A 24,000-nucleotide genomic window follows, 5' to 3' on the forward strand; every position below is an offset into this window, starting at 1 on the left:
TCGGCTAGTTGTGAGCTTCGAAATCAGGGTTGATGATTGTAAATCATGCATGGAGAGCAGATTTATGGTGACCAAAACTTCATTGAGCTACGACGCACTGGATAGGCTTGTCTGCACTGCCTCGACTGGCGACGTGACAATTCGCAGTTTTTACAGTCGTGACCTTCTTGATATTGAAGTGCAGGGTGATAACGGCCTGCGCATTGTCAGGAGTAACGATTGTTTGCTCGCTCAGCATCTAATAGTGGCGGGCGAGGTATCCATAAGCCTGCTGGCCACCGATTTACAACGCTCGGTGTTATGCGAGTCGCAGGGGCCGCGACTCAGCCCATTTGCATACAGTCCCTATGGTCATCGGTGCCCGCTGAACTCCAGGAAAAGCCTGCTGGCATTCAACGGAGAGCGACCGAACCTGGCAACGGGAGACTATCTGCTTGGCAACGGCCACCGCGCTTACAATCCGGCACTTATGCGGTTCAACAGTCCGGACAAGCTCAGCCCGTTCGGTCGGGGCGGGATGAACGTTTACGCCTATTGCAAAGGTGACCCTGTTAATTTCAATGATCCGACTGGACAGTTCTTCGAAGTGATTTTGCAAGCGCTTAACGCAGTTCATAAAGGGCTCAAATTCAGTTGGAAAAGTTACAGCCTGACACTTAAGCCAGCGGGCAGCGGGCTGGCTTGCGCGGCAACGGTAATAACTCGCGCAGGCTATATAACAACGGCAGTGGGTTGGGGGGTACGGTCGAGCGGGTATGCGGTGGGGCAGCCAATTGCAGCGGTTGGAGCTGGTCTGGTATCCACAGGCAAGGTCCTGAAACTTGTCGACAAGCTGGCCAATGTGGTGAGGACACGGAAGTTCGCCGACGGTTTAAGGGTGAGATACCGTCAACTCAGGTGGCGACGTGAGAAGTCTGTTGTTGCTGATCCGGAAGTAGGGCGAATCCGTCGCCTCTGACTGGCCTGAGAAAAAAAAAGGCGACCCCTTGCAGGAGCCGCCTCTCATTACCGTCGTTGAAACTTACTCGGACAGTTTGTACGCAATCACATAGTCACCTTGCTTGGTGCCCAGCGAGCCATGGCCACCGGCGACGACGAGCACGTATTGCTTGCCGTCCTTGCCGGTGTAGGTCATTGGCGTGGTTTGTGCGCCGGCGGGCAGGCGGCCCTCCCAGAGTTGCTTGCCGTTTTTCACGTCGTAGGCGCGCAGGTACTGGTCGAGAGTGCCGCTGAGGAAGCCGACGCCGCCAGCGGTCATGATCGGGCCGCCCAGGCTTGGCACGCCCATGCTCAGCGGGATCGGGACTGGCGAGCTGTCACGCACGGTGCCGTTCTTGTGTTTCCACAGAACTTTCGAGGTGGTCAGGTCGATGGCTGCCACGTAACCCCAAGCGGGTGCCTGGCACGGCAGGCCCATTGGCGAGAGCAGGGCCTCGAGGACGACGCCATACGGCGCGCCTTTGTTTGGCTGCACGCCTTCGGTTTCGCTTTTACGCGGACCTTGCGCGGCGATTTCAGCGGCCGGGATCATTTTCGATTTGAACGCCATGTAGCTCGGGTTCACGAAAGCGAGCTGGCGCACCGGGTCAACCGAGATGCCGCCCCAGTCGAACACGCCGAAGTTGCCTGGGTAAACGATCGAACCCTGCAACGATGGCGGAGTGAACGGTCCGTCGTAGCGCATGGATTTGAAGTCGATCCGGCAGATCAGTTGATCGAACGGGGTCACGCCCCACATGTCGCGTTCCTGCAACGGTGGCGGCATCAGGTTGAGGTCAGATTTCGGTTGTGTTGGCGAAGTGTGATCGCCTTCAACTGCGCCCTGAGGCACCGGCACTTCCTGGATTGGCACGATCGGCTGACCGTTGCTGCGGTCCAGCACGTAGATGCTGCCCTGCTTGGTGGACGCAAGTACCGCCGGCTTCACGCCGTCAGCGGTTTTCAGGTCCATCAGGGTTGGCTGGCCACCGACGTCCATGTCCCACAGGTCATGGTGGGTGAACTGCATGTGCCAGCGCACCTTGCCGGTACCGATATCGAGGGCGGTCAGGCCGGCGGCATGCAGTTCCGATTCAGGGGTGCGCGCACCGCCGAACTGGTCCGGCGTCTGGTTGCCCATCGGCAGGTAGAGCATGCCGAGTTTTTCGTCGACGGCGAACATGGACCACATGTTCGGCGAGTTACGGGTGTAAACCTCGCCTTCGGCAATCGGCGCAGTGTCGTCCGGCTTGCCACTGTCCCAGTTCCAGACCAGTTGACCGGTGTGCACGTCGAACGCGCGGATCACGCCGCTTGGCTCGTCAACGGAAACGTTGTCGGTGACGTGGCCGCCAATCACAACCAGGTCCTTGGTGACCGCCGGTGGCGAGGTCGAGTAGTAACCGCCGGCGTTGAAGCCGCCGATGTTGGCGCTCAGGTCAACCTGGCCGCCGTTACCGAAGTCTTCGCACATCTTGCCGGTGTCGGCGTTCAGGGCGATCAGGCGGGTGTCGGCAGTCGGCAGGAAGATGCGACGCGGGCAAGCGTTGCTGGCCGGTGCAGGGCTGGCGGTGCCTGTCGGGCTTTGCTCGGAGGCGTAGACAGCGTCATCGTGATACGACACGCCACGGCAGGTCATGTGCGCCCAACCCTTGAAGTTCTCCGCGTTCTGCGTAGAGAGCTTCGGATCGAAACGCCAGATTTCCTTGCCGGTGTCCGGGTCCAGTGCAATCACCTGGCTGTGCGGCGTGCACACGTAGAGCATGCCGTTGACTTTCAGCGGGGTGTTTTCGGCAGTGGTCTCGCCCGGGTCGTTTGGCCCAGGGATGTCGCCGGTGCGGTAGCTCCAGGCTTCGACCAGCTTGTGCGCGTTTTGCGGGGTGATCTGCGCCAGTGGCGAGTAACGATCACCGTGGGCGCTGCGGCCGTAGGAATTCCAGTCACCGTCGGCCATGGGCGGGGCAGTGTTGGTCATGCCCGGCACGCTGTCGCGGTCCAGTTGGCCCTTGATTTCGCCCGGGTTGGTGAACTGGCTCGCCAGTGCAGTGACGCCCGCCAGGATCACGGCCACGGCCAGTACGCCGGTGGTCATCGGCCCAGTACCCTCGCGCGGCAGCGGACGGCGGAACCACGGCAGCAACATGACGATGCCCAGCGCAAACAAAAACGCCAGACGCGGCACCAGTTGCCACCAGTCGAGGCCGACTTCCCACAATGCCCACACCGTACTGGCGAACAGCACGATGGCGTACAGGCTCAGCGCAGCACGGCGGGCGGCGATCAGCAGCGCACCGGTCAGCGTCAGGCCGATACCGGCCAGCAGGTAATACAACGAGCCGCCAAGCATGCTCAGCTTGATTCCCCCGGCCAGCATGGCCAGGCCCATTAGCAGAAGCAAAATGCCAAGCAGCGTTGGCAGCAGACGGCTTCGACTCAAAGCACCATCAGTGCTCATAGTGTGGTTCTCCGTGACGTTTTAAGTGTTCCCGCACAGGTTCACTGTAGATGACGATCCTGTGCGGGCATGGTTCAGATAAAAACTGGTTGGGCGCGACATCCCCTGTAGGAGCGAGCCCGCTCGCGAAAAACCTGAGGACGCCGTGGGGTGTCAGGTTCCCAGCGTTACCGTTGACGTTCTTCGCAAGCGAGCTCGCTCCTACAAAAGGTTTTGTGGTGTTGCTTAGAACGACGACTGGATCTTGATCCCGCCAATCAGCGCGTCATCGACCTTGTCCACGCCACCGGGGTGGCGGATGTACTGCAGGTTGGGCCGCACGGTCAGCCAGTTCGTCACGTGCACGCCGTAATAAAGTTCGGCGCTGTATTCGGTGTCCTGCGGCGGCAGGAAGCTCGGGTCATCGTAGTCGTAGACCGCGCGCGCCTGATTGGTCGCTTCAGCGTTTTTACGGAATGCCGGGTTGACGTGCACACGAGCCATGGCGAAACCGATGTCGTCCTTGGCGCGGGCGTCGAACAACCCTTTGTAAACCACGCCGGCCTGCACGTAGTTGTCGATGGCGTTGGTCTTTTTGTCGTGCATCGTCGCGTTGGCGAACACGCTCAAGCCCCGCGAGTTATCGCTGGCGCGGCTGGTCAGTTGTTGCTGCACGCCGAGCCACATGCCGTGCTTGCTCGACGCACTGCGATAAGCCTCGCCACTCAGCGCAGCGGGCTGACCGTTACTGTCTTTATAGGCATCCGTGGCTTTCGCGTTGCTGTAGTAATAACCGGCGCGGTATTCACCCGGCAGGCCGTTGAGCTTCGGCGACCAGACCAGTTCCACCGGCAGAACCGCGCCCTGGGTGCCGCTGCCGCTGAGCTTGAACCCGTTGTTGCGATCAAGGTTGGACGGGTTTTGCTCATACACGCCGACCTGCGCATACAGCTGCGGCGTCAGGTGATATTTGACGCGCATTGCCCACTGGCTGACCGGCCAGTTGTACCAGATGCCGCCGACCCAGTTGCCGACCTGCGAGCCGCAAAACGCCAGGTTCTGGAAGTCGCACGGGAAGCTGTTGAAGTCTTCGCCTTCGCCGAAGCGGCCGACCTTGATGTCGAGTTGCTGATCGAAGAATTTCTGCTGATACCACATCTGCGTGAGCCGCCAGGTCTGCCCGCGCCCCCACACTTCCTGGGCCGACGTGAAGCCACCGACGCGCGGGTCGTTGATGCGGTCATTGCTGATGTTATTGCCACTGCGTTCGGTGATCGTCAGCTGAAACTCGGCATCGTCCCAGCCGAGAATCTTCTGCAGGTCGAGGTGCGTGCCCAAGCCGAACTGGTCGCTGTAACGCGCGGTGCGATCGTGGTCGTAGCCACCGTGCAGATTACTGCCCATTTCGCCGGTGTAATCGAGCTTGAAGTCGTAGCCTTTTTCCGAGAGTTCGCTGCGCGTGCCGTTCCAGTCACCGAGCATCCAAGGGGAGTCGCTGTCGAACGCGGGTGCCGCCTGTGCGCAGGCGGCACAACCCAGGGCAGTGAGCCCGCCGATCAGGTTGAGGGTTTTTCGATTGGCAGCAGTCGTGCGGACAGCGCTGTCTCGCGAATGGGGGAAATAAGGCATAGGGAAATTAATTCTTGATCTTTTATGGAAGTGAGCTGGAGCGGCGCTTTGTCGCGGGCAGAAGAAGCGTTTCAGCTTGACGGGCGCAAGGATAATGTTCTGTTACAAATAGAGAAAGCCCTTTTGCCAAGATGGATACTTTCAGATTTGGTAACAGTGCGCAGGGAGATCGATATCTATAGGCGCGAGCGATGCGGCGACCCGACTTGCCGGCGAAGGCCAGTCGGGTCGCCGGAAAAGATCGCAGCCTTCGGCAGCTCCTACAGAGAAACGCATTTCAGCGTAGGAGCTGCCGAAGGCTGCGATCTTTTCAAGCTCACCTACATTTACTACAGCACCACAGATCACTTCCCCCCAACGAAGCCCTCGGCTAAGGTGCGCGGCTTCCAATTCCCACTTCGCTCGAAAGGCCCGGCATGACCGAACAACATGACAACCCGCTGCACGGCGTGACGCTTGAGCAGATTCTCAACGCCCTGGTTGAACATTACGAATGGTCGGGGCTGGCCGAGCGCATCGATATCCGCTGCTTCAAGAGCGACCCCAGCGTCAAGTCGAGCCTGACCTTTTTGCGCAAAACCCCGTGGGCACGGGAAAAAGTCGAGCGCCTGTACGTCAAGTTGATGCGCACCAAGCGACCGGTCTGAGCGTGCTCGTCCAGTCGGCGGCGCGTCGTCCTTTTGTCGCTGTGGCGGCCTTTCTCGCCTGGGCGGGACTGGTCATTCAGCTGTATCTGGTACTGTATTCGCGCTGGAGTATCGAGGCGAGCCTGCTGGGTGGGCTGATGAGTTTTTTCAGCTATTTCACCGTACTGACCAACACGCTGGTGGCCACGGTGTTCAGCTTCGAGCTCACGTCCCGTCAGTCAGCCGCGCGACGCGGGTTTTTGCAGCCCTCGGTCAGCAGTGGCGTTGCCGTCAGTATCGCTGTGGTCGGCCTCGCCTATAACGTGTTGCTGCGTCACCTTTGGCATCCGGAAGGCTGGCAGCGGTTGGCTGATGAATTGATGCACGTTGTCACCCCGCTGCTGTTTCTGGGCTATTGGTGGTTGTGCGTGCCCAAAGGCCTGTTACGCATTCGGCATATCGCGCTGTGGGCGATTTATCCGCTGGTGTATTTCGCCTATTCAATGGTGCGCGGTCATGAATTGGCGGTTTATCCGTACCCGTTCATTGATGTCGACAAGCTGGGTTATCCACAGGTGTTTATCAATGCGCTGGGCTTGCTGGTGGGGTTTATATTGATTGCGTTGGCGCTGATCGGGCTGGATCGATGGCAGGGCAGGCGGGTTAACCAGGCGCAACGGTAGCGAGCCAGCGATGAGCCCCAAGCCCACCGCCAGTCTGTGCTTAGCCAAAATGCCCGTGGCAGCAGGCGCGAAGGTCTCTCACTCCTCGTCGCTGCCATCCAGCCGCCAATACCCGGCCGCTTTGACAAATTGCTCATCCAGCCCGTGCTCATCGAGCAACACTCGCCGAATCTGCCGCGACACTTTGCTTTCGGTCGCTACCCACGCGTACAAATTGCCAGTCGGAATCTGCACCTGGCGCACCGTGGTCAGCAGGTGATCTTTACCGCCCTCGCGCAGTACCCAGATCACATCGATTTCAGCAGCGCTGTTGAGCACTTGTTGCTCCTTGCCGTTTTCCACCTCGATAATCACCAACGCCCGACGATTACCCGCCAGGCCTTCCAGCCGACGAGCGATTGCGGGCAAGGCGGTTTCGTCGCCGATCAGCAGATAACTGTCGAAGATGTCCGGCACGATCATCGAACCGCGTGGCCCGCCAATGTGCAGGAATTGCCCGGGTGTGGCCTGTTCGGCCCAAGTCGAAGCAGGGCCATCGCCGTGCAGCACGAAGTCGATGTCCAGCTCGAGTGTTGCCAGGTCGTAGCGCCTCGGCGTGTAGTCGCGCATCGCCGGTTTCGGCCCGTCATCCTTGCCCGCGCCCAGGACCAAGGTCTCCAACGCTGCCTGCTCCGCCGCGTTCTGCGGGAACAGCAACTTCACATGATCATCGGCGCCAAGGCTTACGAAACCTGCCAGTTCCGGGCCACCCACGGTGATGCGGCGCATGCGCGGGGTCAGGTCGACCACCCGTAATACTTCGAGGCGGCGACGTTTGATTTCATGCATCACGCGGTGGATTGTTCGAGTGTCAGTAGCGCTCATTCGGCTGTCTCCTGAACGGATGGAGTAGAGGGCCCGTCGACGATGGCCCTGGCGGCGTTGTTGAGCAGGTCGCGAACCCGCAAAATTTCTTCCGGGTTCCAGCGCCCGTGGTGCATCTGCAAGGCGTGCCGAAGGTTGTGCACGGCTTCATGGATTTCGGCCGGGCGATCTTGCCCGCGCAGTGAACGCTTGCTGACGTCGATGCGCATGCGCACGCCGTCCAGCGCAATCGCTTGCTCGCTCAAGGAAACACGTCCGGCGTCGGTCACGCTGTAACGTTTTTTTCCGCCTTCGGCATCGCCCTGAATCATTTCGCTTTCTTCCAGAAAGGTCAGGGTCGGATAGATCACGCCTGGGCTGGGGCTGTAGGCGCCATCGAATATGTTTTCGATCTGGCGGATCAGGTCGTAGCCGTGACAGGGCTGCTCGGCGATCAGCGCGAGCAGCAGCAGTTTCAGGTCGCCGGGCGCGAACACCCTGGGGCCGCGTCCGCCGCGTTCGCGGACAGGGCGTTTTTCAAAGCCGTCGCGGCCGTCACCGTGTTCGCGGTGTGGGGAATGATGGTCTCTCATTTTTGCACTCTCGTCATGTCTAGATATAACTTAAGATATATCTTATGTTTTCTGCAAGGCGTTTGTGATGCAGAGGATGGTCTGCCGGACGAGTGGCAAGCGCCCAACCTTTGTCATTTACCCTGAGGACTTTTCATACGGAGCGAAAACTTAGCGAAAGTTAAAGCTATTACTCTAATATTTTAGAGTTACTGTACTAAATGGCCTGCAAGTCGCCGTCCTGTCTAGTTACAAGCGCTGTACGGTTTTTTGTTCAAAACTGTCGGTAGGTCGTAACTTACAGCCTTTATTTTGTTTTTCTATTTTATGTCTTTTTTTCCTTCTGTTAGTGGGGTGGTGGAACTACGCAGCCGTGGGAAGTTGCCTGCTTACTTTCAAGAGCAACCAGTCGAAGATGCACTGGCGTTGAGATATCACTTAAAACCGACTTATCAATGAGTCGAACAATGTGATCTGTCAATGGACCGACTACTCAAGAAAACAGGTACTTATCAATGTTCAAAAAAATCGCAATTGCTGCTCCTCTGGCACTTCTGGCACTGAGCTCGTCGGTGACCTACGCCGCTGATAGCGCCATCCATACCATCCAGCTCGAAGCTCGCGTTCCGGCCAAGGATTTCTATGTGATCCCGACCAACCCGGACCTGGTGAACAAAACCCAACCGATGCACTACAACCCAAGCACCGGTGAACTGGATGAGGTGGCTGGTACCTTCGAAATGCTGCACACCGGCGGTCATATCGAATCCAGTCTGACCAGCCCGGCCGTGCTGCAGTCCGGCGCTGACAGGATCCCGGTAGAGGTTTCATTGAATAATGTCGTCCTCAGCCTGACGCCATCAATGACCGTTGAAGATGACCCGTCCAACACTAACTTCCGTGCGCAGTTCAAGGCTAAGGCGTTGGTCAAGGGTGTGGATGCCAAAGCGGGCGAGTACACCGGTTCCATCTCGATGGTGCATGACGCCGTTGTTCGTTAAGACTGCCTGATCGGGTAATAAGCGTCGGCTGCAGGCAGCCGCGTTCACCGTTGGGGCAAGTCGTGTTTGTTTGCCCCGACGGACTTTCATCGTTCGTAATCAGAGTAAGAGTTCATGTTCCCGATGACACCCATCGCGGCTGCGCTTGCGCTGCTGTTTTGTGCCAGCGCTGCCGTGGCTTCCAACTCTGCGGGCACTACGCCGCGAAGTCTGTTGGCCCAGGCCAAGGGGCTGCCGGCGGATTTCGAGGAGCACTTCTTTGACGTACCTCTGGCGGTCCGGGTCGAGCTCGATCAACAGCCATTGGGCGAAGCCATGGTGGTGTTGTCCCGTGATGATCGGATCACCCTGCTTGAGTTCACCGACACCAGCGAAAACCGCTTCGGCCCTGCCGAGCGGGAAAAGTGGGCGAGTTATCTCAAGCCCGGCGTGGCCCTGGGCAACTGCAACGGGTCGTGTCCGGATCAGGTTCTGGCGGTGCATTACAGCCTGGAAAACTCGCTGGTTTCGATCCTCACCGAAAACGCCGAGCGCGACGCCGAGGCCAAGCGTTACTACGTGCAGCCCAAAGAGGGCAGCAGTGGTTTGATGGTGCGCAACCAGCTCAACTTTAACGGTGGTCAGGATCAGGACCTGGGTGGGCGCTTTGGCCTTGAGGCCAGCGGCAGCCTGGGCAACTGGAGCCAGACGCTGAACCTGCAAGTGGCGCGCCTGGGCGGGCCCGATACCAAGCTTTATCACGCGATCCATGAGCTTCACACCCAGCGCGAACTTGAAGGCAGTTTTTTTCGCCTGGGCTTTTTCACCCCCAATTCCGAAGGGCTGACGCGCCAGCCGCGCACGTTCGGCAACAGCCCCGACACCGCGGTCGGCATCATGTATGGCAGCTCCGACAGCCTGGCCATCAACAGCCCGATGCCCAGCGTCTATCCGATCTATGTCACTGCCAACCGCCAGGGTTCGGTCGAGATTTATCGTGATGGCTTGCTGATCAACACTCAGTCAGTGCCCGCCGGTTTGCAAACCCTCGACACCCGGCCGTTGCCCGGTGGCATTTACGAAGTGGAAGTTCGACTGGTCGAAGACGGTCAGATCACCTCCACCACGCAGGAGCTGGTGTACAAGCCCAGCAACTGGCGCAACCTCGATGAACGCTGGCGCTACAACGTGTTTGCCGGGCAGGAGTCCAAGTTATTCAGCAACTGGGAGACCCAGTCCAGCGGTAGTCCCACGGCGGGCGCGGCGCTCAACTACCTGCTGCACCCACGGGTCATCCTGGGCGTATCAGCACGGCAGGTTCGTGAGAAGTTGCAGTACGGTACGTCGATCGACTGGACGCTGGCCAACCACATCAGTTTGTATGCCAACGTCTACAAGACCGAGGACTACGGCACCGGCCTGGATCTGCAAAGCCTGTACAACTACGGCGGCGGCAGCATGGTGCTCAGCCACAACCGCAGTTGGCTCGATACCACCAACACCTACGACACCTTGCCCGATGGCACGCGGATCCGCCCGCGCAACGTGTTCATCGGCCAGACCAGCAATTCAGCGCTGGCAATCAACCATCGGGTCAGCAGCAAGAGTTCGCTCAATGCGCGGGTTTCGCACAGTGAGGGCAACGTCGAAGGCATCGCCCTGGATCTGGGCTGGACGCAGCGCACCGAGCTGTTTGGCAGCGATGCCAGTTGGCGCCTGTCGCTGTTCGACCGACCGGGCAGCTACAGCAGTGGCGATGCGCGCAATCGCGGGGTCGATTTGAGCGTCAACCTGGCGCTCGGCGCGCCGGGCCAGCAGATCTCCGGCAGCATCGGCTCGCGCACGGCGCGTGATGGCGGCCGTGACAACAATGCCTCGCTTGGCTGGCGCAAGGATTTCAAGGACCACGTGCTGCAAAGCGTTTCGGTGACGGCGCTGACCGACACCTACGGCCTGGGCGTTTCCAGCCTGGCGAGTTTCCGTACAGACACGGTGAGTGGCGACGGTTTTATCCAGCGCTCCTCGTACAGCGGCAATTTCACCGGCGGCCTCAACCTCGACAGCACGCTGGTGGTCGGTGGGCAGCAGATGCTCATGACCAGCCTGAACGAAATGCGCGGCGCCGGGATGATTGTCGACGTCGAGTCAGACCTGGAAGGCATCAGCCTGCGTGCCGACGATTACAGCGGTGGCAGCGCGGCGCTCAAGCCGGGGCGTAACTTCATTCCGGTCACGGCGTATAAAAACAGCTCGGTGGCTTTCGACTTTCTGGGCAATGACGTACCGGCAGCCACCATCGAGCCGCCGCGCACCCGTTATCACCTGAACAAGGGCGGCGTCGAGTACCGCAAGATCCGCGTGATGAAAACCTTGACCGTACTCGGTCGCCTGGTGGATGCGCAAGGCCGGCCGCTCAAGGGGCACCACGTTATCAACCACGCCAGCCGTGGCGTCACCGAGGTCGACGGCTTCTTTTCGATGGAAATGAATGCGGGCTCGCCCACCCTGGAAGTCCGTCGCAACGACCAGCTGCTGTGCCAGTTCCGCCTGGACGAAAGCCGGTACCGCAGTGAAAACAACGTGCTGATGATCGGTGACCTGCGCTGTACGCCAGACACCTTGGCCGATGTCACCACCCCTCACCAGAAGGCAGGTTGAACCGATGAAAAAATTCACGTGGGGCCTGGGGCTTTGCCTGGCCACGACCCTGCCAGCGGTGGACGCGGCGAATCAGGAAATCCGCGCCGAGTTCCGGCTTGACCCAAGCCGGCCGGGCAAAAACGAATTCATCAACACGACGCCGAACAGCGGTTATTGCGCGGATTGGCCAAACCAGTGCATCGAGAACAAAATCTTCAGCATTCAAATGCCGGTCCGTTTCACTTCAAGTCGGGCGCTGGAACCTGGCCGGGGTGTTTCACTGAAGGTACCGGCCGACTGGCGGCAAACGCGAGTGACCAATCCAGTGACTCAGGAATCGGCGCTTGTTGAAGTACGCATCATCGGTGCTGGCTCCCGGTTCGTCTTGAGTGATACGGCGTCCAAGCTGACCGGAGCGGCGACTGATGCGCAGGGTCATGTAAAACTCTGGGAGGGGGCGGACTGGGTCAACCCTGCGTCCCCTTGTCAGTACAGCGGCGTAGGTGCGTGGACGTCCAAGACTTACCGGTTCTTCTGGAAAACGCCGCTGGAGGCTTACTGCACAAAGGTCAACGCTTACGAAATTCCGGGCATCGAATTCAATTCCCTTGATATCGCCTACGAGTTACGAACGCCCAATCCTCTGAAGCTGTCCACCGGGCTCTATACCGGTTCTATACCGTTCATGGTTGGATACCGCGGGGATTTCGACTTGGGGCCATTGATGCAGGCGGACGACGGCTGGCTGTATATGAATTTCGTGCTGGACGTGGTGCACACCCTCAAAGTCGACCTCCCGCCAGGCGGCAACAAAGTGATGCTCGAACCCGAAGGCGGCTGGGCGAGCTGGATCAACAGCGGCCGAAAACCCACGAAAATTTACCGCGATCAGCCGTTCTACATATCTGCTTCATCGCGGTTCAAGGTGATGATGCTATGCAATTCAACCGGTGGTTCGCGCTGCAAACTTTACAGCCCCAAGGGCAATGTCACCGATGTGGAAACCTACCTCACGCTGCCCCATGGCATCAGTGGCCCAGGTGGCCCCGGCAGCAACGTCACGTTGCATCCCTTGCGGCACAGCGTGTGGGCGGGTCCCTTTGAGCCCAGTCTCTATGTCGATCGTAAGGCCGGGTCGCTCAGGTTTGACATGCCCAAAGATGCGATCGACTTCCTGCTCAAGCCCGGCTTGAGCGACACCCTGAGCGGCAACATCACCATCATCTGGGACTCGGAAGTATGAGCGGTTGCCAGGGGCGAATTTCATTTTTCAAGGAGTTGTAAACGATGAACCGTGTTTATTTGCTGGGCGTGCTCAGTGTGTTTTGCCTGACGGCGCAGGCCGGCCCACAGATCAATGTCGGCACGGTGTATGACTATATGGATGGCACTCAGAGCACTTACCTCAAACGGGTATTCAACAGTGGCGACGCGACTGCGTTCGTCAAGATCGATGTCCTGGAAATCATCTACGGCGCCGATGGCACACAGCAGGAAATACCTGTGCAAGACGCCGCCGACGGCGCTTCGCGCAACGGCCTGATGGCCAGCCCGGCACGGCTGATCGTGCCGGCACAGGGCATGCAGGGCACGCGCTTGCTGTACATGGGCGAGCGCGATCGCGAACGCTACTTTCGCGTGCGGTTTTTGCCCGTGGTGCCGGAAAAGGAAGATGAGTTCGCGGTCAGCCCCGAAGAGCGCGACGAGTACAAAAAGGCGATCACCGCCGGGGTCAACGTGATGACCGGCTTCGGCACGGTGTTTTTCGTGCGGCCCAAAGACCCCCACTACGCCATGGCTATCAATGACACTGACAGCCGCTATGAACTGCGCAACACCGGCAATACCGTGTTGATCGTCGATGAGTTCAAGAGCTGTTCGCTGAGCGATGAAAGCGACTGCGGCGCGACCACCAAATATCACGTGCTGGCCGGCAAGAGCTTCGCTTTCGGTAAAGAAAAGGGCCGCGAATATCGCTTCTCCCTTATCGAAGGCACGCAGAGAAAACCCCTCAAAGTCGTCAGTCGCTAGGCGAGCCTTCCATTGACGCAACGGGTAACCACCATGATCAAGCAATGCACGGCTGTCGCGCTGATGGCCATGACGGGGCTGACCGCTACCGCAAGCTGGGCGGCTCGGGAAACACACATTTTCGAGGTGTCCCTGGACATTCCTGCCCGGCCGTTTTACATCATCCCGGCAGAGCCGGACTGGATTCACCGGGCACAACAGCTCGAGTGGAATTACTCGGATTCGACGCTGAGCGGTCTGCGCAAGAACTTTGATGTACGCCACGACTCCAGCGCCATCGAGGCGCGTCTGGAGAGCATCCCGTATCTGTTCAACGGCACACCGGGCGGAGTGATCAATTTGCGCGTGTTGTTCAATGGCGTGTCGCTCAATACCCAGGCGCGGCAAGTACTGTCGAAAGAGGAAGCTGCCGCGGGCAAACGGGTGTTGCTGGAAATCGAGCCGATCAAGCCGCCCACCGGCTATCTGCCGGGGGATTACGGCGGCACTGTCGTGCTGTTGTTCAATGCCCGCGCACCGGGGGAGTAATGAGCGCTGCGAGTTGTCGCCCGGCTGCATCGACGCTGTCTTGCAGCCGGGCGGAGAGACCCACTCCCAGCGGGAGAGGGGTTTGCCCGCAGAGCGGTTGGCCGGTGGACTACATCATTGTCGGCCCTCAGCATCATCGCGCTTCAAAGTGATGATGCAATGTCAGAGCCCGGCGTTAGCCATTGCCTCACGGGTCAGGGTTCTGGCCAGTTCATTGCGCTCATAGCCGAATCTACTCAACAGGCTGTTGTAGTAAGACGTACTCATTTCTTCGCCGCTGAATACGTCGATGTGCGGCACGTTGAGTTGGTCGGCAAGACGGGTCAATGTTTTGCTGCGCTGGTTGACCTGCTTCGCATCCGTCATGTTCGCATAGTCATTCTGGGCTTCTCGCAAATCTTCCAGCAGTCCGAATTTTTCGCCGAACAACCGATCATTGGCTCTAAACTCCGCAGGGTGGGTGCTGCGCAAGTGTTGTTCCCAGAACGGATGTTCAAACAGCCCGATCATGGCGTTGACCAATCCATCGCCTTTTTCACGTTCGATAATCGTGTCGTAGGCGGTGTTGACTTTCGCCTGGTTGACACCCGATCGATCACCATAAAGCATGCTTTCCGAGCGCCATGGCAAATCCAGTCGTTGGGCCAGCCCTGTCTCGAACGCCAAATGCACCTCGACATCGTCCGGGGGTAGATTGCGCTGTGGATTGATCAGGTGTTGCTGTTGCTGGCTGCTGATTTCGGCCCTGGCAATCTCGCCGACACTTTCCAGGCGAGCCGCGCTGCGGGCCAGTTTAACCAATGCATTATCCAGCTCGGTTGCACTGCCGGATGTCGCACGCGCTTCAGCGACCAGTACTTTCATGCCCATGCTGTTGAACAACTGAGCGCCTGCATCGGCGCAGGTTTCAGGTTGCCGAGCCTGTTTGAAAAGCTCTTCACGCAATTTAGTGTCCTGCGCGGCGGCTTCGATCATTTGCCAGACCCGTTTTGTCAGCTGGCGGCGCGAAGCCCCGTGACGAAAGTCTTCGCCGGCGCGCAGCTTTGGAAAAATCCTGAAGAAACCACTGGAGCCCGGTTCGGCGTACAAGTCATGCCAGAACATTTCTCGATCAATGTGGTAGGTGGCTGACCGACTGAAGACCGAAATGTCATCGGCTCTCTGGGTCCAATAACGTAATTCAGCGGAGACTGCCGGCGAGTAATGTTGCTCGCGAGCGAAGCCCAGGGATTCGCGGTAATCGCCTAAACGGAGCCGGTCTAACTCGGCAAGATTGGTCATATTGAACCTTGCCGTGGCGACAATGAAGGCCTGGTCTGATCCAGGCGTTACGATGGGGACATCGGTGATCGGGCAGTCCCGCAGGTCAAGATAAAAGTTGCGCGGCCGATTGATTCCGTTGACGTCATTGAAGATGCCGGACGGCCATTCGGTAATACCCGTATTGGCCAGGCGCAGGACTTTCAGATTGGGCAGGGCACTGACGTCCAGCGCCTGGCCCAACGGATTGCCGTCCAGCCGCAGTGTTTCCAGCAGTTTCAACGCGTTCCAGTGAGTGGTGGTGCCAGCTGGAAAGCGGATGTTGTTATCGGCAAGATTCAAGGACTCAAGCTTCGGCATTGCAGCAATCGACGGCGGCAACTCGGTCAACCCGGCAGCGACAATTTGCAGGTGGCGAAGGTTGGGGAAATCGCTCAGCAAACCGTGGGCATCGGGCGTAAAACGAGCGTTATTCAGGGTAAGTACAGTGACCTGCTCGAGGTGCTTGTAAAGGTCAGGCATTTCGCGCAGATCGCGCCACCAGCGATCGAGCGGGGGCCCTGGAAAATCGGTCGACAGGTCAAGTGTATAGCCCGCGTCGGGATGGCTGCTCGCGTCAGCGCTGCCCGTTCTGCGTTCAAAGCACTGAAGGAGCCGCTCCTGAATGAAACGGCCGCCATTACGCAAAAAGTCTTGCAGATTGTTGGTGGAGCCGACGACGTCCGAATCCACAAACGGCTGTTGAGCCTCCTCCCAACCGTTCAGTAGCTCGCGGAGTTGCTTACGTTCGTTTGTCAGTCGCCGCAGATCCTGTTCGGGGTTCGGCAAGGCTTCGATGAAGCGACTCACTTCCAGTTCACTCAATAACGGATACAGCTCCTTGACTGTTTGCTCGGGGGTTTTTGCGCCGAAAAACCACGGCCAGCCGCGCACCAATGACTCGGTTTCGACACGAGCCACAGGGCGGATGGGAAACTCCGCCAACACTCTCCGGCGCTCGGCTGCGGACGCAGCATGTTCCATGATCCACAGTTTCAGCCACCAGCCTTGACCCTTGTTGTAGCCCAGTGCCTCACGCTGTTCTTCAGGCAGGGCGCGCAGAATTGATTCGTAGAAATCGGCGGCGTTGTGCAGTGTGTTGTTGAATTCATCGAGAACTTCATATTGCCCCTGTTCTTTTCTGATGAGCTTGCGGACTTGCGTGGCGTCCAGCGGTCCGGCACTGCAGCGCAATGTGCCTTCAGGGCTGCCCTCGAACACCTCAATCCGCAAATCACCAAACGTGTCGGTGTTGAATTTGAGGGTGTTGAGCGCCAGGCGCTCGGTGTCCGGCACCGCCTGCGCATCCCGATAGAAGCCGTCGTAGGCACGGGCGGTAGCCGCTTCGAAATTCAGCTCCCTGGCCTGGTTTTTCAGCCGCAGCGGCAGGCGCTGTTCGTCGTGCATTCGCTGCAATTCGGCGGGGCTCGCGTTTGCGAGAAGGGTGTCCGTCAGAGGCAGGGGCAGGTCAGGAAACGCCTGTCGCAGCACGCCCGATTCAGCGCTGTCGGAGCTTTCACCTGCCCGGTAGAGGTGTTCGGCGAATTCAACCTGTCGCCGATCGACAACATTGCCAAGCAGGTTGCGCAGTGCCTGAGCGCGTTGCTCCACGGGCACGTTGCGTCCGAACAAGGCCTCAATTTCGCTTTCGTGGAGAAAGTTGATCAGTCGCTGAGACATTTCACCCGACATGAATTCGTTGACACTGATGCTCAGGGTATTGCTGTCCATTGCGTTGATGTTGCCATAAAGGCGTGAATGGCCGGTGGCATCGGCGCCCTCATACACCTTCAGCGCCCGCTCCGGCGGCCATCCCGGCAGTTGCGTGACCAGTGGTTCGAACCAGGTATTGGACAGATCGATTGGCTGACCACGACGAATATTGGTGCTCGCTGTCTGAATGTCGGCATAGGCACTGAAGCGCTTGATCGTGTCTGTCAGCAGCGGTGATGGCGGGGTGTTCTCGACGTGCATCCGGCGCAGTACAGCCTCGTCAGCGCCGCTGCTGATGCGGATTTGCTCCAGTTCCGTGGCCGAGAAGCGATCAACACTGTGGCCCAGGCGCCGCATCAATGTCTCGCCCTTCCAGTTAGCCGGTGTCTCACCCTCGTGCACCCACGCCCCATGGCCGTTGTGTTCAATCTTCGGCGAGTAAGCACCGGGACGATTGGGGTGCTTGACGCGATGTGTCCGCGAGGCCGGCTCGGTCGAAACTTTATCGACCGTATAAAGCTTGCCATCCAGCGGCAGGATGTCTTGATTGATGTGTCGATGCAGACCGTGTTCGTTGGGCTTGGAGCCCAAGGGCAGGGTGAGATGCTCCTGTTCGTATGGACTCAGATCCGGATGCCACAGCTTGTTCACGCCGTCTGCCAGCTTCACCGGTTTCATTCCTTCAATCAGCGGCGACAATTTCAACTTGAGCGCGCTGCCAATTTCCGCGCCTGCCGCAAAAGCCGCCAGCTGAATGACATCGGTCACCACGCTCACCACGTGTTCAGCGGCCTCCAGCGCCAGGCCTTCCGCCAGATCGACAATGCCTTCGATCACGTCATAGGTCAGTTGATAAACCGTGTAGGCCATCATCAACTCGCCGAGACCTGGCACGAAGGGTGTCGCAATCAACAGGGCAACATTGAAAATATCCGAAACGATTTTCTTGAAATTGTCCCACCAGGCCCAGCGCGCCTTGGTGTCCGTGTCGGCGGTCGATACGGCGATTTCCTTGGCATCGTTAAGGATTTTGTTGAGTTTTTGCTGGTAGGCGTGAGTCCAGTAATCGCGGGGCAGCGCCACGGGCTCGAACATCAGGTGAGCATTGGGCACGTCTTCTTTGCGCCACGCTGGACGTGAGTCCGTCGGATCATCCTTGTCGTGCCATACCACATGGCTGAGACGCTGATCGAGATCGGCAAAGAAATGCCCGCGTTGCTGCTGATCGACGAACTGGCTGAAAAACTGGCGATAGCTGAGCTGCGAGGCAGCACCGGTTTTGTTCTCGCGCAGTTGCCGGGTCAACTCGCTGGTAAACGCGTTGGTCGAGCCATATTCCTTGAGCGGGTGATCCGGGTCATGGGGGACGTAGGCGATGAGCCGGCGGATGCCTCGGCTATCTTGTCGGGCGGGGATCAACAGAAGAATACCGGTCAGGCGCGTCTCCATTATCGAGAGATCGCGGCACAGCATCTGTCGGCCGTTCAGCAGCGGCAGAGGTTCATCGTTTGCCAACGCGCGCATCAGCTTGTAGGCGTCATACTGGATATCGCCGGTGGTCAATGCCAGCTGTGCGGCAACGCCCAAGGCGTCCTTCAGGCTTTGCGTTACTTTGTGCTTGATCACGGCGACGGCCACCGGCTCGCCGGGCAACAGCCAGCTTTCCAGGTGTTGCTTGTACAGCCCGCCGATGTCCAGTTCCCGGCACAGCGTCTGAAACTGCCTGATGGTCATCTGGTTTTTCAGCGGCAGAACATCGAATTGCCCGCGCTTGTCGGGTTGGGAAATGTATTGCGAGTCGTCGTCTACCGTTTCGTTTTCCGCAAAGTTATGCAGCGCCGCATCCAGCAGCGAGACGGTTCGGGTGGTGACACCGCCTGTGACCGCGATCGTATACCAAGGCAAATCCTTGGGTAGGTACAAGCGCAGAAAGGTCGTCTTGACGTCAGCCGTGACGCCGTATTTTTGCTTGAGTTTCGCTTGTAACAGAGGCGCGGCGAAAGCATGGACGTCTTGCAGTTTTTCGAACAGTTTGTCGACCTGGTTCTGCGAGCCCCACGCTTTCAGGTTTGCGGCTTTCAGTTGGGCATGGTGGACGGCGGACGCGGTGTTGTACCACGGCTGGATTTTTAGCGGGGCGACCGACAAGGCCTTGCCTCTATCGAGGCTTGCGGTTTTGAACGTGTCGTGGACGGTATTTCTGATGAAGTGGTAGTGCCGACCCTTGTCTTGGTCGAGGGTGGAAGTGGCAGACATGGTAATCATCCTTGATCGATTAAGAATGACCAGCCTATCTGTCAGGCGGCAAAACAACAGTCTAAAGATTAGCGCCCTGTTGGCGCCTCTGGCCGGTTATCCGTTGAATATTCGAATCTGAAAAATAATTAAGTACCGCCTGCTGCAACGACATTTAGTGTTGCACTGCAGCCGCCATAACGGGGCCCTCAACCGGATGGCATTGCGAAGCGCTGCCCGGTTGCAGATAAGGCGTCAGAATCGGCGCCATACCTTTGAGCACCTGCACCGGCAACGCCGAGGTGAATTTGAACGCTTCGGCGGTGCGCCCCGGGACGAACGCGGTCATGGTGCCAAAGTGGCTGTCGCCGATAAAGAATACAAACGTGGCGGTTCGGTTGATGGATTTCGAACTGAGGATTCGCCCGCCTGAACCGACAGTTTCGATGCGGTTGTCGCCGGTTCCGGTCTTGCCGCCCATCGCCAGCGGTACGCCGTCGGGGGTGATGAAGCTGCCGGACACCCGCTTGGCCGTGCCGGCATCGACCACTTGCGACAAGGCTTCGCGCATGGCCGTGGCGACCTCGGATGGCATGACCCGTTTGCCCGCGTCCGGATTGCTGATCAGCTTGGTTTCATAAGGTGTGTCGGCGGCAAAGTGCAGGCTGTCGATGCGCAAGGTCGGCATGCGCACGCCGTCATTGAGGATGGTGCCGATCAGTTCGGCCAGCGCTGCCGGACGATCGCCGGAGCTGCCGATGGCGGTGGCCAGCGACGGCACCAGGTGATCGAATGGATAACCGACTTTTTGCCAACGCTGGTGAATGTCGAGGAACGCTTCGATTTCCAGCATGGTGCGAATGCGGCTGTCGCGGGCGCCTTTGTGTCGGCTCTTGAACAGCCAGCTGTAGACCTCCTGGCGTTCGAAGTGGCTGGCTTTGACGATCTGGCTGAAGGTCGCCTCGGGGTGGTTCAGCAGGTAGCCGATCAGCCACAAGTCCAGCGGGTGAACCTTGGCGATGAAGCCCTGATCCGGCAAGTCATAAGCGCCGGGGCGGTAGTTGTCGTACAGCCGTTGCAGGCGGTCGTCGGTGAGTTTTTCAGTGAGCGTGGCGCCTTTGAGGTGTGAGCGGACGAAGGTGTTGAAGTTTTCCTGCTCGGCCTGAGGGAAGAGGTAGCGGTGCACCGCCGCCATGCGAATGGGCGTTGGTCGCATGCTGTCGAGGAAGGTTTCGAGCCGCGCTTGCGTGTCTTTGTTGCGGTATTTTTTCCAGAATTTGAGCAGGAACGAGGTCCCTTCACGGTCAGCGAAACCGGCTAGGTATTCTTGCCGGCGCGGGTCGCGATCATCCTTGAGCAATTCGGCGCTGTTGTTGGGGCCCGAATACGTGGTGTAGCGCACCAGGTCACGCATCAGCCGAATGAACGGCAGGTTGATCGATTCGCGCAGGGCATCGCGCAGGGTCGGCAAACGTCCGTTGTCTTCCTTGCGAAAGTTGACGAAGGTGTGCAACCCACCGCCGGTGAAAAAGGCTTCGCCGGGGCTGGCCGAGTATTTGCGATCCAGCGCTGCACCGAGCATGGCTTGCAGATTGTGGTCCTTGTTCTGAATCAGATAGTCGACGGCCCAGCGGCTCAGGCGGTCCTGATCCGGCACCTCGACTGTCTTCAATTGCGCAACGCTCATCTCGGCGTACTTTTCGTGGAGCTCGGCGATGATCTGCAGATACGTGGTCATCACGCGCATTTTTGCGGTGGAGCCCAATTCCAGTTTGCTGCCCTCATTGATGTCAAACGGCTGATCGGTGCTGTCTGTTTGTACGCGTACGCGCGACCCGTCGGGTGTCAGCTCGAACAGCGTGAAGCTATAGCGCACTTGTGTGGTGCTGGTGGGCGTCAGCAAGCGTTCGCCTATCAGGCCGATTTGCGCAGCGTACGCTGGGTCGGCCAGTTGCTTGAGATACTCGGTGGCTCTGGTTTGCAGCTCGCCCTGCAACGTGCTGGTGGCGGAGAGATCGAGGCGGTCGAGGTCGTAAAGCGGCCGGTTGAGCAGGCCGGCCAAACGACTTCGCGCTACGCTTATGCCTTTATTTGTTTCGATCGGCTGAATGGTCGGTTGAGTGGCCCAATCACGGTAGGTCACTTTGCTCGCCAATGACGCCGCAGCGAGCGGCGCGTCAATGATGCCGTTCTGTGCCAGCAGGCGAATATGGCTGTCGGTCAGGCTGGCCAGTTCATCGCGGCCCTTGGTCAGGTAATGGGAAGGGCGGCGCTGGGCAATCATCAGCGAGAGCATTTCGCGCAGGGCGAGGCCTTTTTCGGCCATGGTTTGCGCATCTGTCTGTGGGCTGGCCAGGCGCTCATTCGCTTTGTTGAAATCGGCGCCGTACCAGACCCGTAAACCTTCGGCCATGCCATGTACTTCCCCGTGGCCTGGCACGGCAGACAACGGCACGCTGTTGAGGTAATCGCGCACGACATTCTGCCGCGCCGCCAGCGTGTCCGGCCCGGCCTGATAAGCGCGGACGGTGGCGGAAAACATCTGCCGCAGTTTCTCCGCCCCGGAGACGGTGAGACCGTCCGGTGAGTGGCGGTATTTTTCCAGCTGTGTCGCCAAGGTGCTGCCGCCGGCGGACTGGCCGGGCAGGTGCAGCAGCTTGGCGACCTGCGACCAGGCCGCCATGCCAAAACGTGGCCAGTCCACTGCCGGATTGGCCTGCGGCTGTTTGGGGTCGAGCAGGAAACGGTTCTCGATGAACAACAGGCTTTTCACGACGACAGGCGGGATTGCGTTGAAGTCTGAATAAAGCTGCTGCGGGTAGTGAAACTGATACAGCGGCGCCGCTCGGCAATCGGTGATCGACAGGCCGGCCTGGATCTTCTCGGCGTAGGGGACAAAAAACCCGTTGTCGTTGTAGTCCATCAGCGCTTGAGAAAAGCGAGTCTGGGCCGAAATGACGTAGTCGCGCTTGAGCAGGCGCGGCAGGAATTCGTCCATGGAGCTGTAACCCAGGCGCAGATCGAAGGGCCCGGCGCCTGGGTATCGAATAGCGTCGCTGGGGCCTGAGTGCATGTCGTAGGTAAGCGATGCGGCGAACTTGCTGATTTCCCGGGATTGAAACTGGGCAGTGCGCATTTCCTTGGCGGCCGCCAGGCCCACGACAATCGCGATAATCAACAGCAACAACCAGAACGCACCCCAGCCGTGCCGGAAGTGACCGGGTTTTTCAGGTAAAGGCGCTTCATCCACTCGTTCAGTCGGAACCACAGTTTTACTCGAATCTGTTTGCCACAAAGCGCCCATAGTCGATTGATCCATTCACGCAGATTGATCGGACTTGTTTGAAGCTTAGCCGGTGGTTGGCGTTGGTGAAAAAATTGTGAAGAGGGATTTTTCCGTGGACACATGTCCCTTGTGCTACACGGGCCGGGCTGTAGTCAGGGGGCTTGCCCTTGATGAGGCTTACTGTGGTGATGGGGGTTGCCTGTGATGAGGCTTCCTATGGTGATGGGGGTTGCCTGTGAGGGGGCTTGCCTGTGGCGAGGGGGCTTGCCCCCGTTGGACTGCGAAGCAGTCCCCCCAAATTGCTATCTATATAAAGGAATGCGTCTGCTGCCCACCCGAACAGGGTCAAGCCCCCTCACCACAGGTAGCCTCTCGCCATAAATATTCAGCCAGCCACCCACCCAGCTAATCAATCAGGTGCTGGCTCGGCACTACAGCTAGCACGCATCCCACAGCGGGTAATCACCAATGCGCGTGACCAAACCTGCGCGCAAAGGGTTGGCAATTATGTAGCGAGCGAAAGGCAGCAGCTCCTCGCCATCGCGGATTGCTCTGTCGTGATATCCGGTTTGCCAGAGCGGGCCAGAACGACCGGCCATTCTGTTCACGGCTTGAGCGCAACGTGACTTGGTCGAGCCAATAATCTGGGGCAGAGCGCTGTCCCGCAGTTGCATGAGCCAGTGGAAGTGGTCGGGCATCACTACCCAAGCGATTGAGTCCACGAACCCTTCGTTCTGAGCGCGCCGGAACTCTGCTACCAGCAGGCGTCCTGTTCGCCAGTCGGAAAATACAGGTTCGCGTTTGTGAACGACAGCGGTCACGAGATAGGCGCGACCGGGTTCGGAATGTCGGCCATAGCGCAGGCGATGGGAGTTAGGTTGAGTTGGCAATCCATTGCTTCCTTGCAAGAGAGTTAAATGTGCTTTCAGGCTAGTAGGTAGTGATCTGTTAAGACGCTGAGACGGATGAGTGAAATTTCTGAGTCTTTTGCAGGATCCAGCGAAGTGACCAGCAGATGTGTAGTGACAAGCGAGGGATCGCCTGTATTAAGGGCTTTTCTGTGGTGAGGGCTTACTGTGGTGGGGCTTCCTGTGGTGGGGCTTCCTGTGGTGAGGGCTTCCTGTGGTAAGAGCTTTACTATGGTGAGGGGGCTTGCCCCCGTTGGGTGGCGAAGCCGCCCCAGAGCAGTCATCGAGGGGAATCAGGTGTACCGGGTTCAATGGTTTCACGACTGCTGCGCAGCCGAACGGGGGCAAGCCCCCTCACCACAGAAAAGTCCAATCACCACAGGGAGCCTTCATCACCGAAAATTCCCCATCACCACAGGAAGCCTCATCACGGGCAATCCCTGTCACGCAAGATCAGCGATGTGAGCAGCAGATACATTGTGGTGAGGGGGCTTGCCCCCGTTGGGTGGCGAAGCCGCCCCAGAGCAGTCATCGAGGGGAATCAGGTGTACCGGGTTCAATGGTTTCACGACTGCTGCGCAGCCGAACGGGGGCAAGCCCCCTCACCACAGAAAG

16 protein-coding genes are annotated in these 24,000 nt (G+C 58.7%); 9 read left to right on the plus strand and 7 right to left on the minus strand.

What is annotated here, in order from left to right; all coding sequences use genetic code 11:
- The first annotated feature begins 64 nt into the window (after nucleotides 1-64).
- Complete coding sequence (locus F8N12_RS09550; RefSeq protein WP_224787689.1) at nucleotides 65-958, plus strand: RHS repeat-associated core domain-containing protein; 894 nt, start codon at nucleotides 65-67, stop codon at nucleotides 956-958.
- Between the two features lie 63 nt (nucleotides 959-1,021).
- Here F8N12_RS09550 and F8N12_RS09555 read toward each other — a convergent pair whose 3' ends face one another.
- Nucleotides 1,022-3,433, minus strand: coding sequence for a glucose/quinate/shikimate family membrane-bound PQQ-dependent dehydrogenase (locus F8N12_RS09555; protein ID WP_150580236.1), 2,412 nt, complete (start codon nucleotides 3,431-3,433; stop codon nucleotides 1,022-1,024).
- Between the two features lie 225 nt (nucleotides 3,434-3,658).
- Nucleotides 3,659-5,041, minus strand: coding sequence for a carbohydrate porin (locus F8N12_RS09560; RefSeq protein WP_150580237.1), 1,383 nt, complete (start codon nucleotides 5,039-5,041; stop codon nucleotides 3,659-3,661).
- A gap of 24 nt (nucleotides 5,042-5,065) precedes the next feature.
- Between F8N12_RS09560 and F8N12_RS09565 the strand changes: the two genes are divergently transcribed.
- The 3 genes from F8N12_RS09565 to F8N12_RS09575 are packed head-to-tail and all read left to right on the plus strand — an operon-like array spanning nucleotide 5,066 to nucleotide 6,350.
- Nucleotides 5,066-5,461, plus strand: a complete 396-nt coding sequence (locus F8N12_RS09565) for a hypothetical protein (protein WP_150580238.1) — start codon at nucleotides 5,066-5,068, stop codon at nucleotides 5,459-5,461.
- Entirely contained in the window at nucleotides 5,458-5,688 is a 231-nt protein-coding gene (locus F8N12_RS09570; RefSeq protein WP_150580239.1) for a VF530 family DNA-binding protein, read from the plus strand. Before F8N12_RS09565 ends, F8N12_RS09570 begins: the two co-directional genes overlap by 4 nt.
- A gap of 2 nt (nucleotides 5,689-5,690) precedes the next feature.
- Nucleotides 5,691-6,350: a Pr6Pr family membrane protein gene (locus F8N12_RS09575; RefSeq protein WP_150580240.1), complete on the plus strand. Its 660-nt coding sequence runs from the start codon at nucleotides 5,691-5,693 to the stop codon at nucleotides 6,348-6,350.
- A 78-nt stretch (nucleotides 6,351-6,428) separates the two neighbouring features.
- Here F8N12_RS09575 and F8N12_RS09580 read toward each other — a convergent pair whose 3' ends face one another.
- Nucleotides 6,429-7,214, minus strand: coding sequence for a siderophore-interacting protein (locus tag F8N12_RS09580; protein ID WP_150580241.1), 786 nt, complete (start codon nucleotides 7,212-7,214; stop codon nucleotides 6,429-6,431).
- Nucleotides 7,211-7,786: a PadR family transcriptional regulator gene (locus F8N12_RS09585; RefSeq protein ID WP_150580242.1), complete on the minus strand. Its 576-nt coding sequence runs from the start codon at nucleotides 7,784-7,786 to the stop codon at nucleotides 7,211-7,213. The genes F8N12_RS09580 and F8N12_RS09585 overlap by 4 nt, the downstream gene beginning before the upstream one ends.
- Before the next feature lie 494 nt (nucleotides 7,787-8,280).
- Here F8N12_RS09585 and F8N12_RS09590 point away from each other — a divergent pair, with 494 nt between their 5' ends.
- The 5 genes from F8N12_RS09590 (at nucleotide 8,281) to F8N12_RS09610 (ending at nucleotide 13,944) form a co-directional block, all read left to right on the plus strand.
- Nucleotides 8,281-8,766, plus strand: coding sequence for a CS1 type fimbrial major subunit (locus tag F8N12_RS09590; protein WP_150580243.1), 486 nt, complete (start codon nucleotides 8,281-8,283; stop codon nucleotides 8,764-8,766).
- A gap of 114 nt (nucleotides 8,767-8,880) precedes the next feature.
- Nucleotides 8,881-11,403 (plus strand): CS1-pili formation C-terminal domain-containing protein, encoded by a 2,523-nt coding sequence (locus tag F8N12_RS09595; RefSeq protein WP_150580244.1) that lies wholly within the window; start codon nucleotides 8,881-8,883, stop codon nucleotides 11,401-11,403.
- Between the two features lie 4 nt (nucleotides 11,404-11,407).
- Nucleotides 11,408-12,628, plus strand: a complete 1,221-nt coding sequence (locus F8N12_RS09600) for a hypothetical protein (RefSeq protein ID WP_150580245.1) — start codon at nucleotides 11,408-11,410, stop codon at nucleotides 12,626-12,628.
- A 44-nt stretch (nucleotides 12,629-12,672) separates the two neighbouring features.
- Nucleotides 12,673-13,416 (plus strand): molecular chaperone, encoded by a 744-nt coding sequence (locus tag F8N12_RS09605; RefSeq protein ID WP_150580246.1) that lies wholly within the window; start codon nucleotides 12,673-12,675, stop codon nucleotides 13,414-13,416.
- 33 nt (nucleotides 13,417-13,449) lie between these two features.
- Nucleotides 13,450-13,944: a CS1 type fimbrial major subunit gene (locus F8N12_RS09610; RefSeq protein WP_191623142.1), complete on the plus strand. Its 495-nt coding sequence runs from the start codon at nucleotides 13,450-13,452 to the stop codon at nucleotides 13,942-13,944.
- 162 nt (nucleotides 13,945-14,106) lie between these two features.
- Here F8N12_RS09610 and F8N12_RS09615 read toward each other — a convergent pair whose 3' ends face one another.
- The 3 genes from F8N12_RS09615 to F8N12_RS09625 all read right to left on the minus strand — a co-directional run bounded on the left by F8N12_RS09615 (nucleotide 14,107) and on the right by F8N12_RS09625 (nucleotide 23,367).
- A complete protein-coding gene (locus tag F8N12_RS09615) occupies nucleotides 14,107-19,212 on the minus strand; it encodes an NEL-type E3 ubiquitin ligase domain-containing protein (protein WP_150580248.1) in 5,106 nt (1,701 codons plus the stop codon).
- A gap of 154 nt (nucleotides 19,213-19,366) precedes the next feature.
- A complete protein-coding gene (locus F8N12_RS09620) occupies nucleotides 19,367-22,495 on the minus strand; it encodes a transglycosylase domain-containing protein (RefSeq protein ID WP_150580249.1) in 3,129 nt (1,042 codons plus the stop codon).
- Between the two features lie 419 nt (nucleotides 22,496-22,914).
- Nucleotides 22,915-23,367 carry an REP-associated tyrosine transposase gene (locus F8N12_RS09625; protein WP_150580250.1) on the minus strand — a complete coding sequence of 151 codons (453 nt, stop codon included), beginning with the start codon at nucleotides 23,365-23,367 and terminating at the stop codon, nucleotides 22,915-22,917.
- Nucleotides 23,368-24,000: the final 633 nt, after the last annotated feature.

The sequence above is a fragment of the Pseudomonas fluorescens genome (assembly GCF_902497625.1).
GTDB classification, from domain to species: Bacteria; Pseudomonadota; Gammaproteobacteria; order Pseudomonadales; family Pseudomonadaceae; genus Aquipseudomonas; species Aquipseudomonas fluorescens_BQ.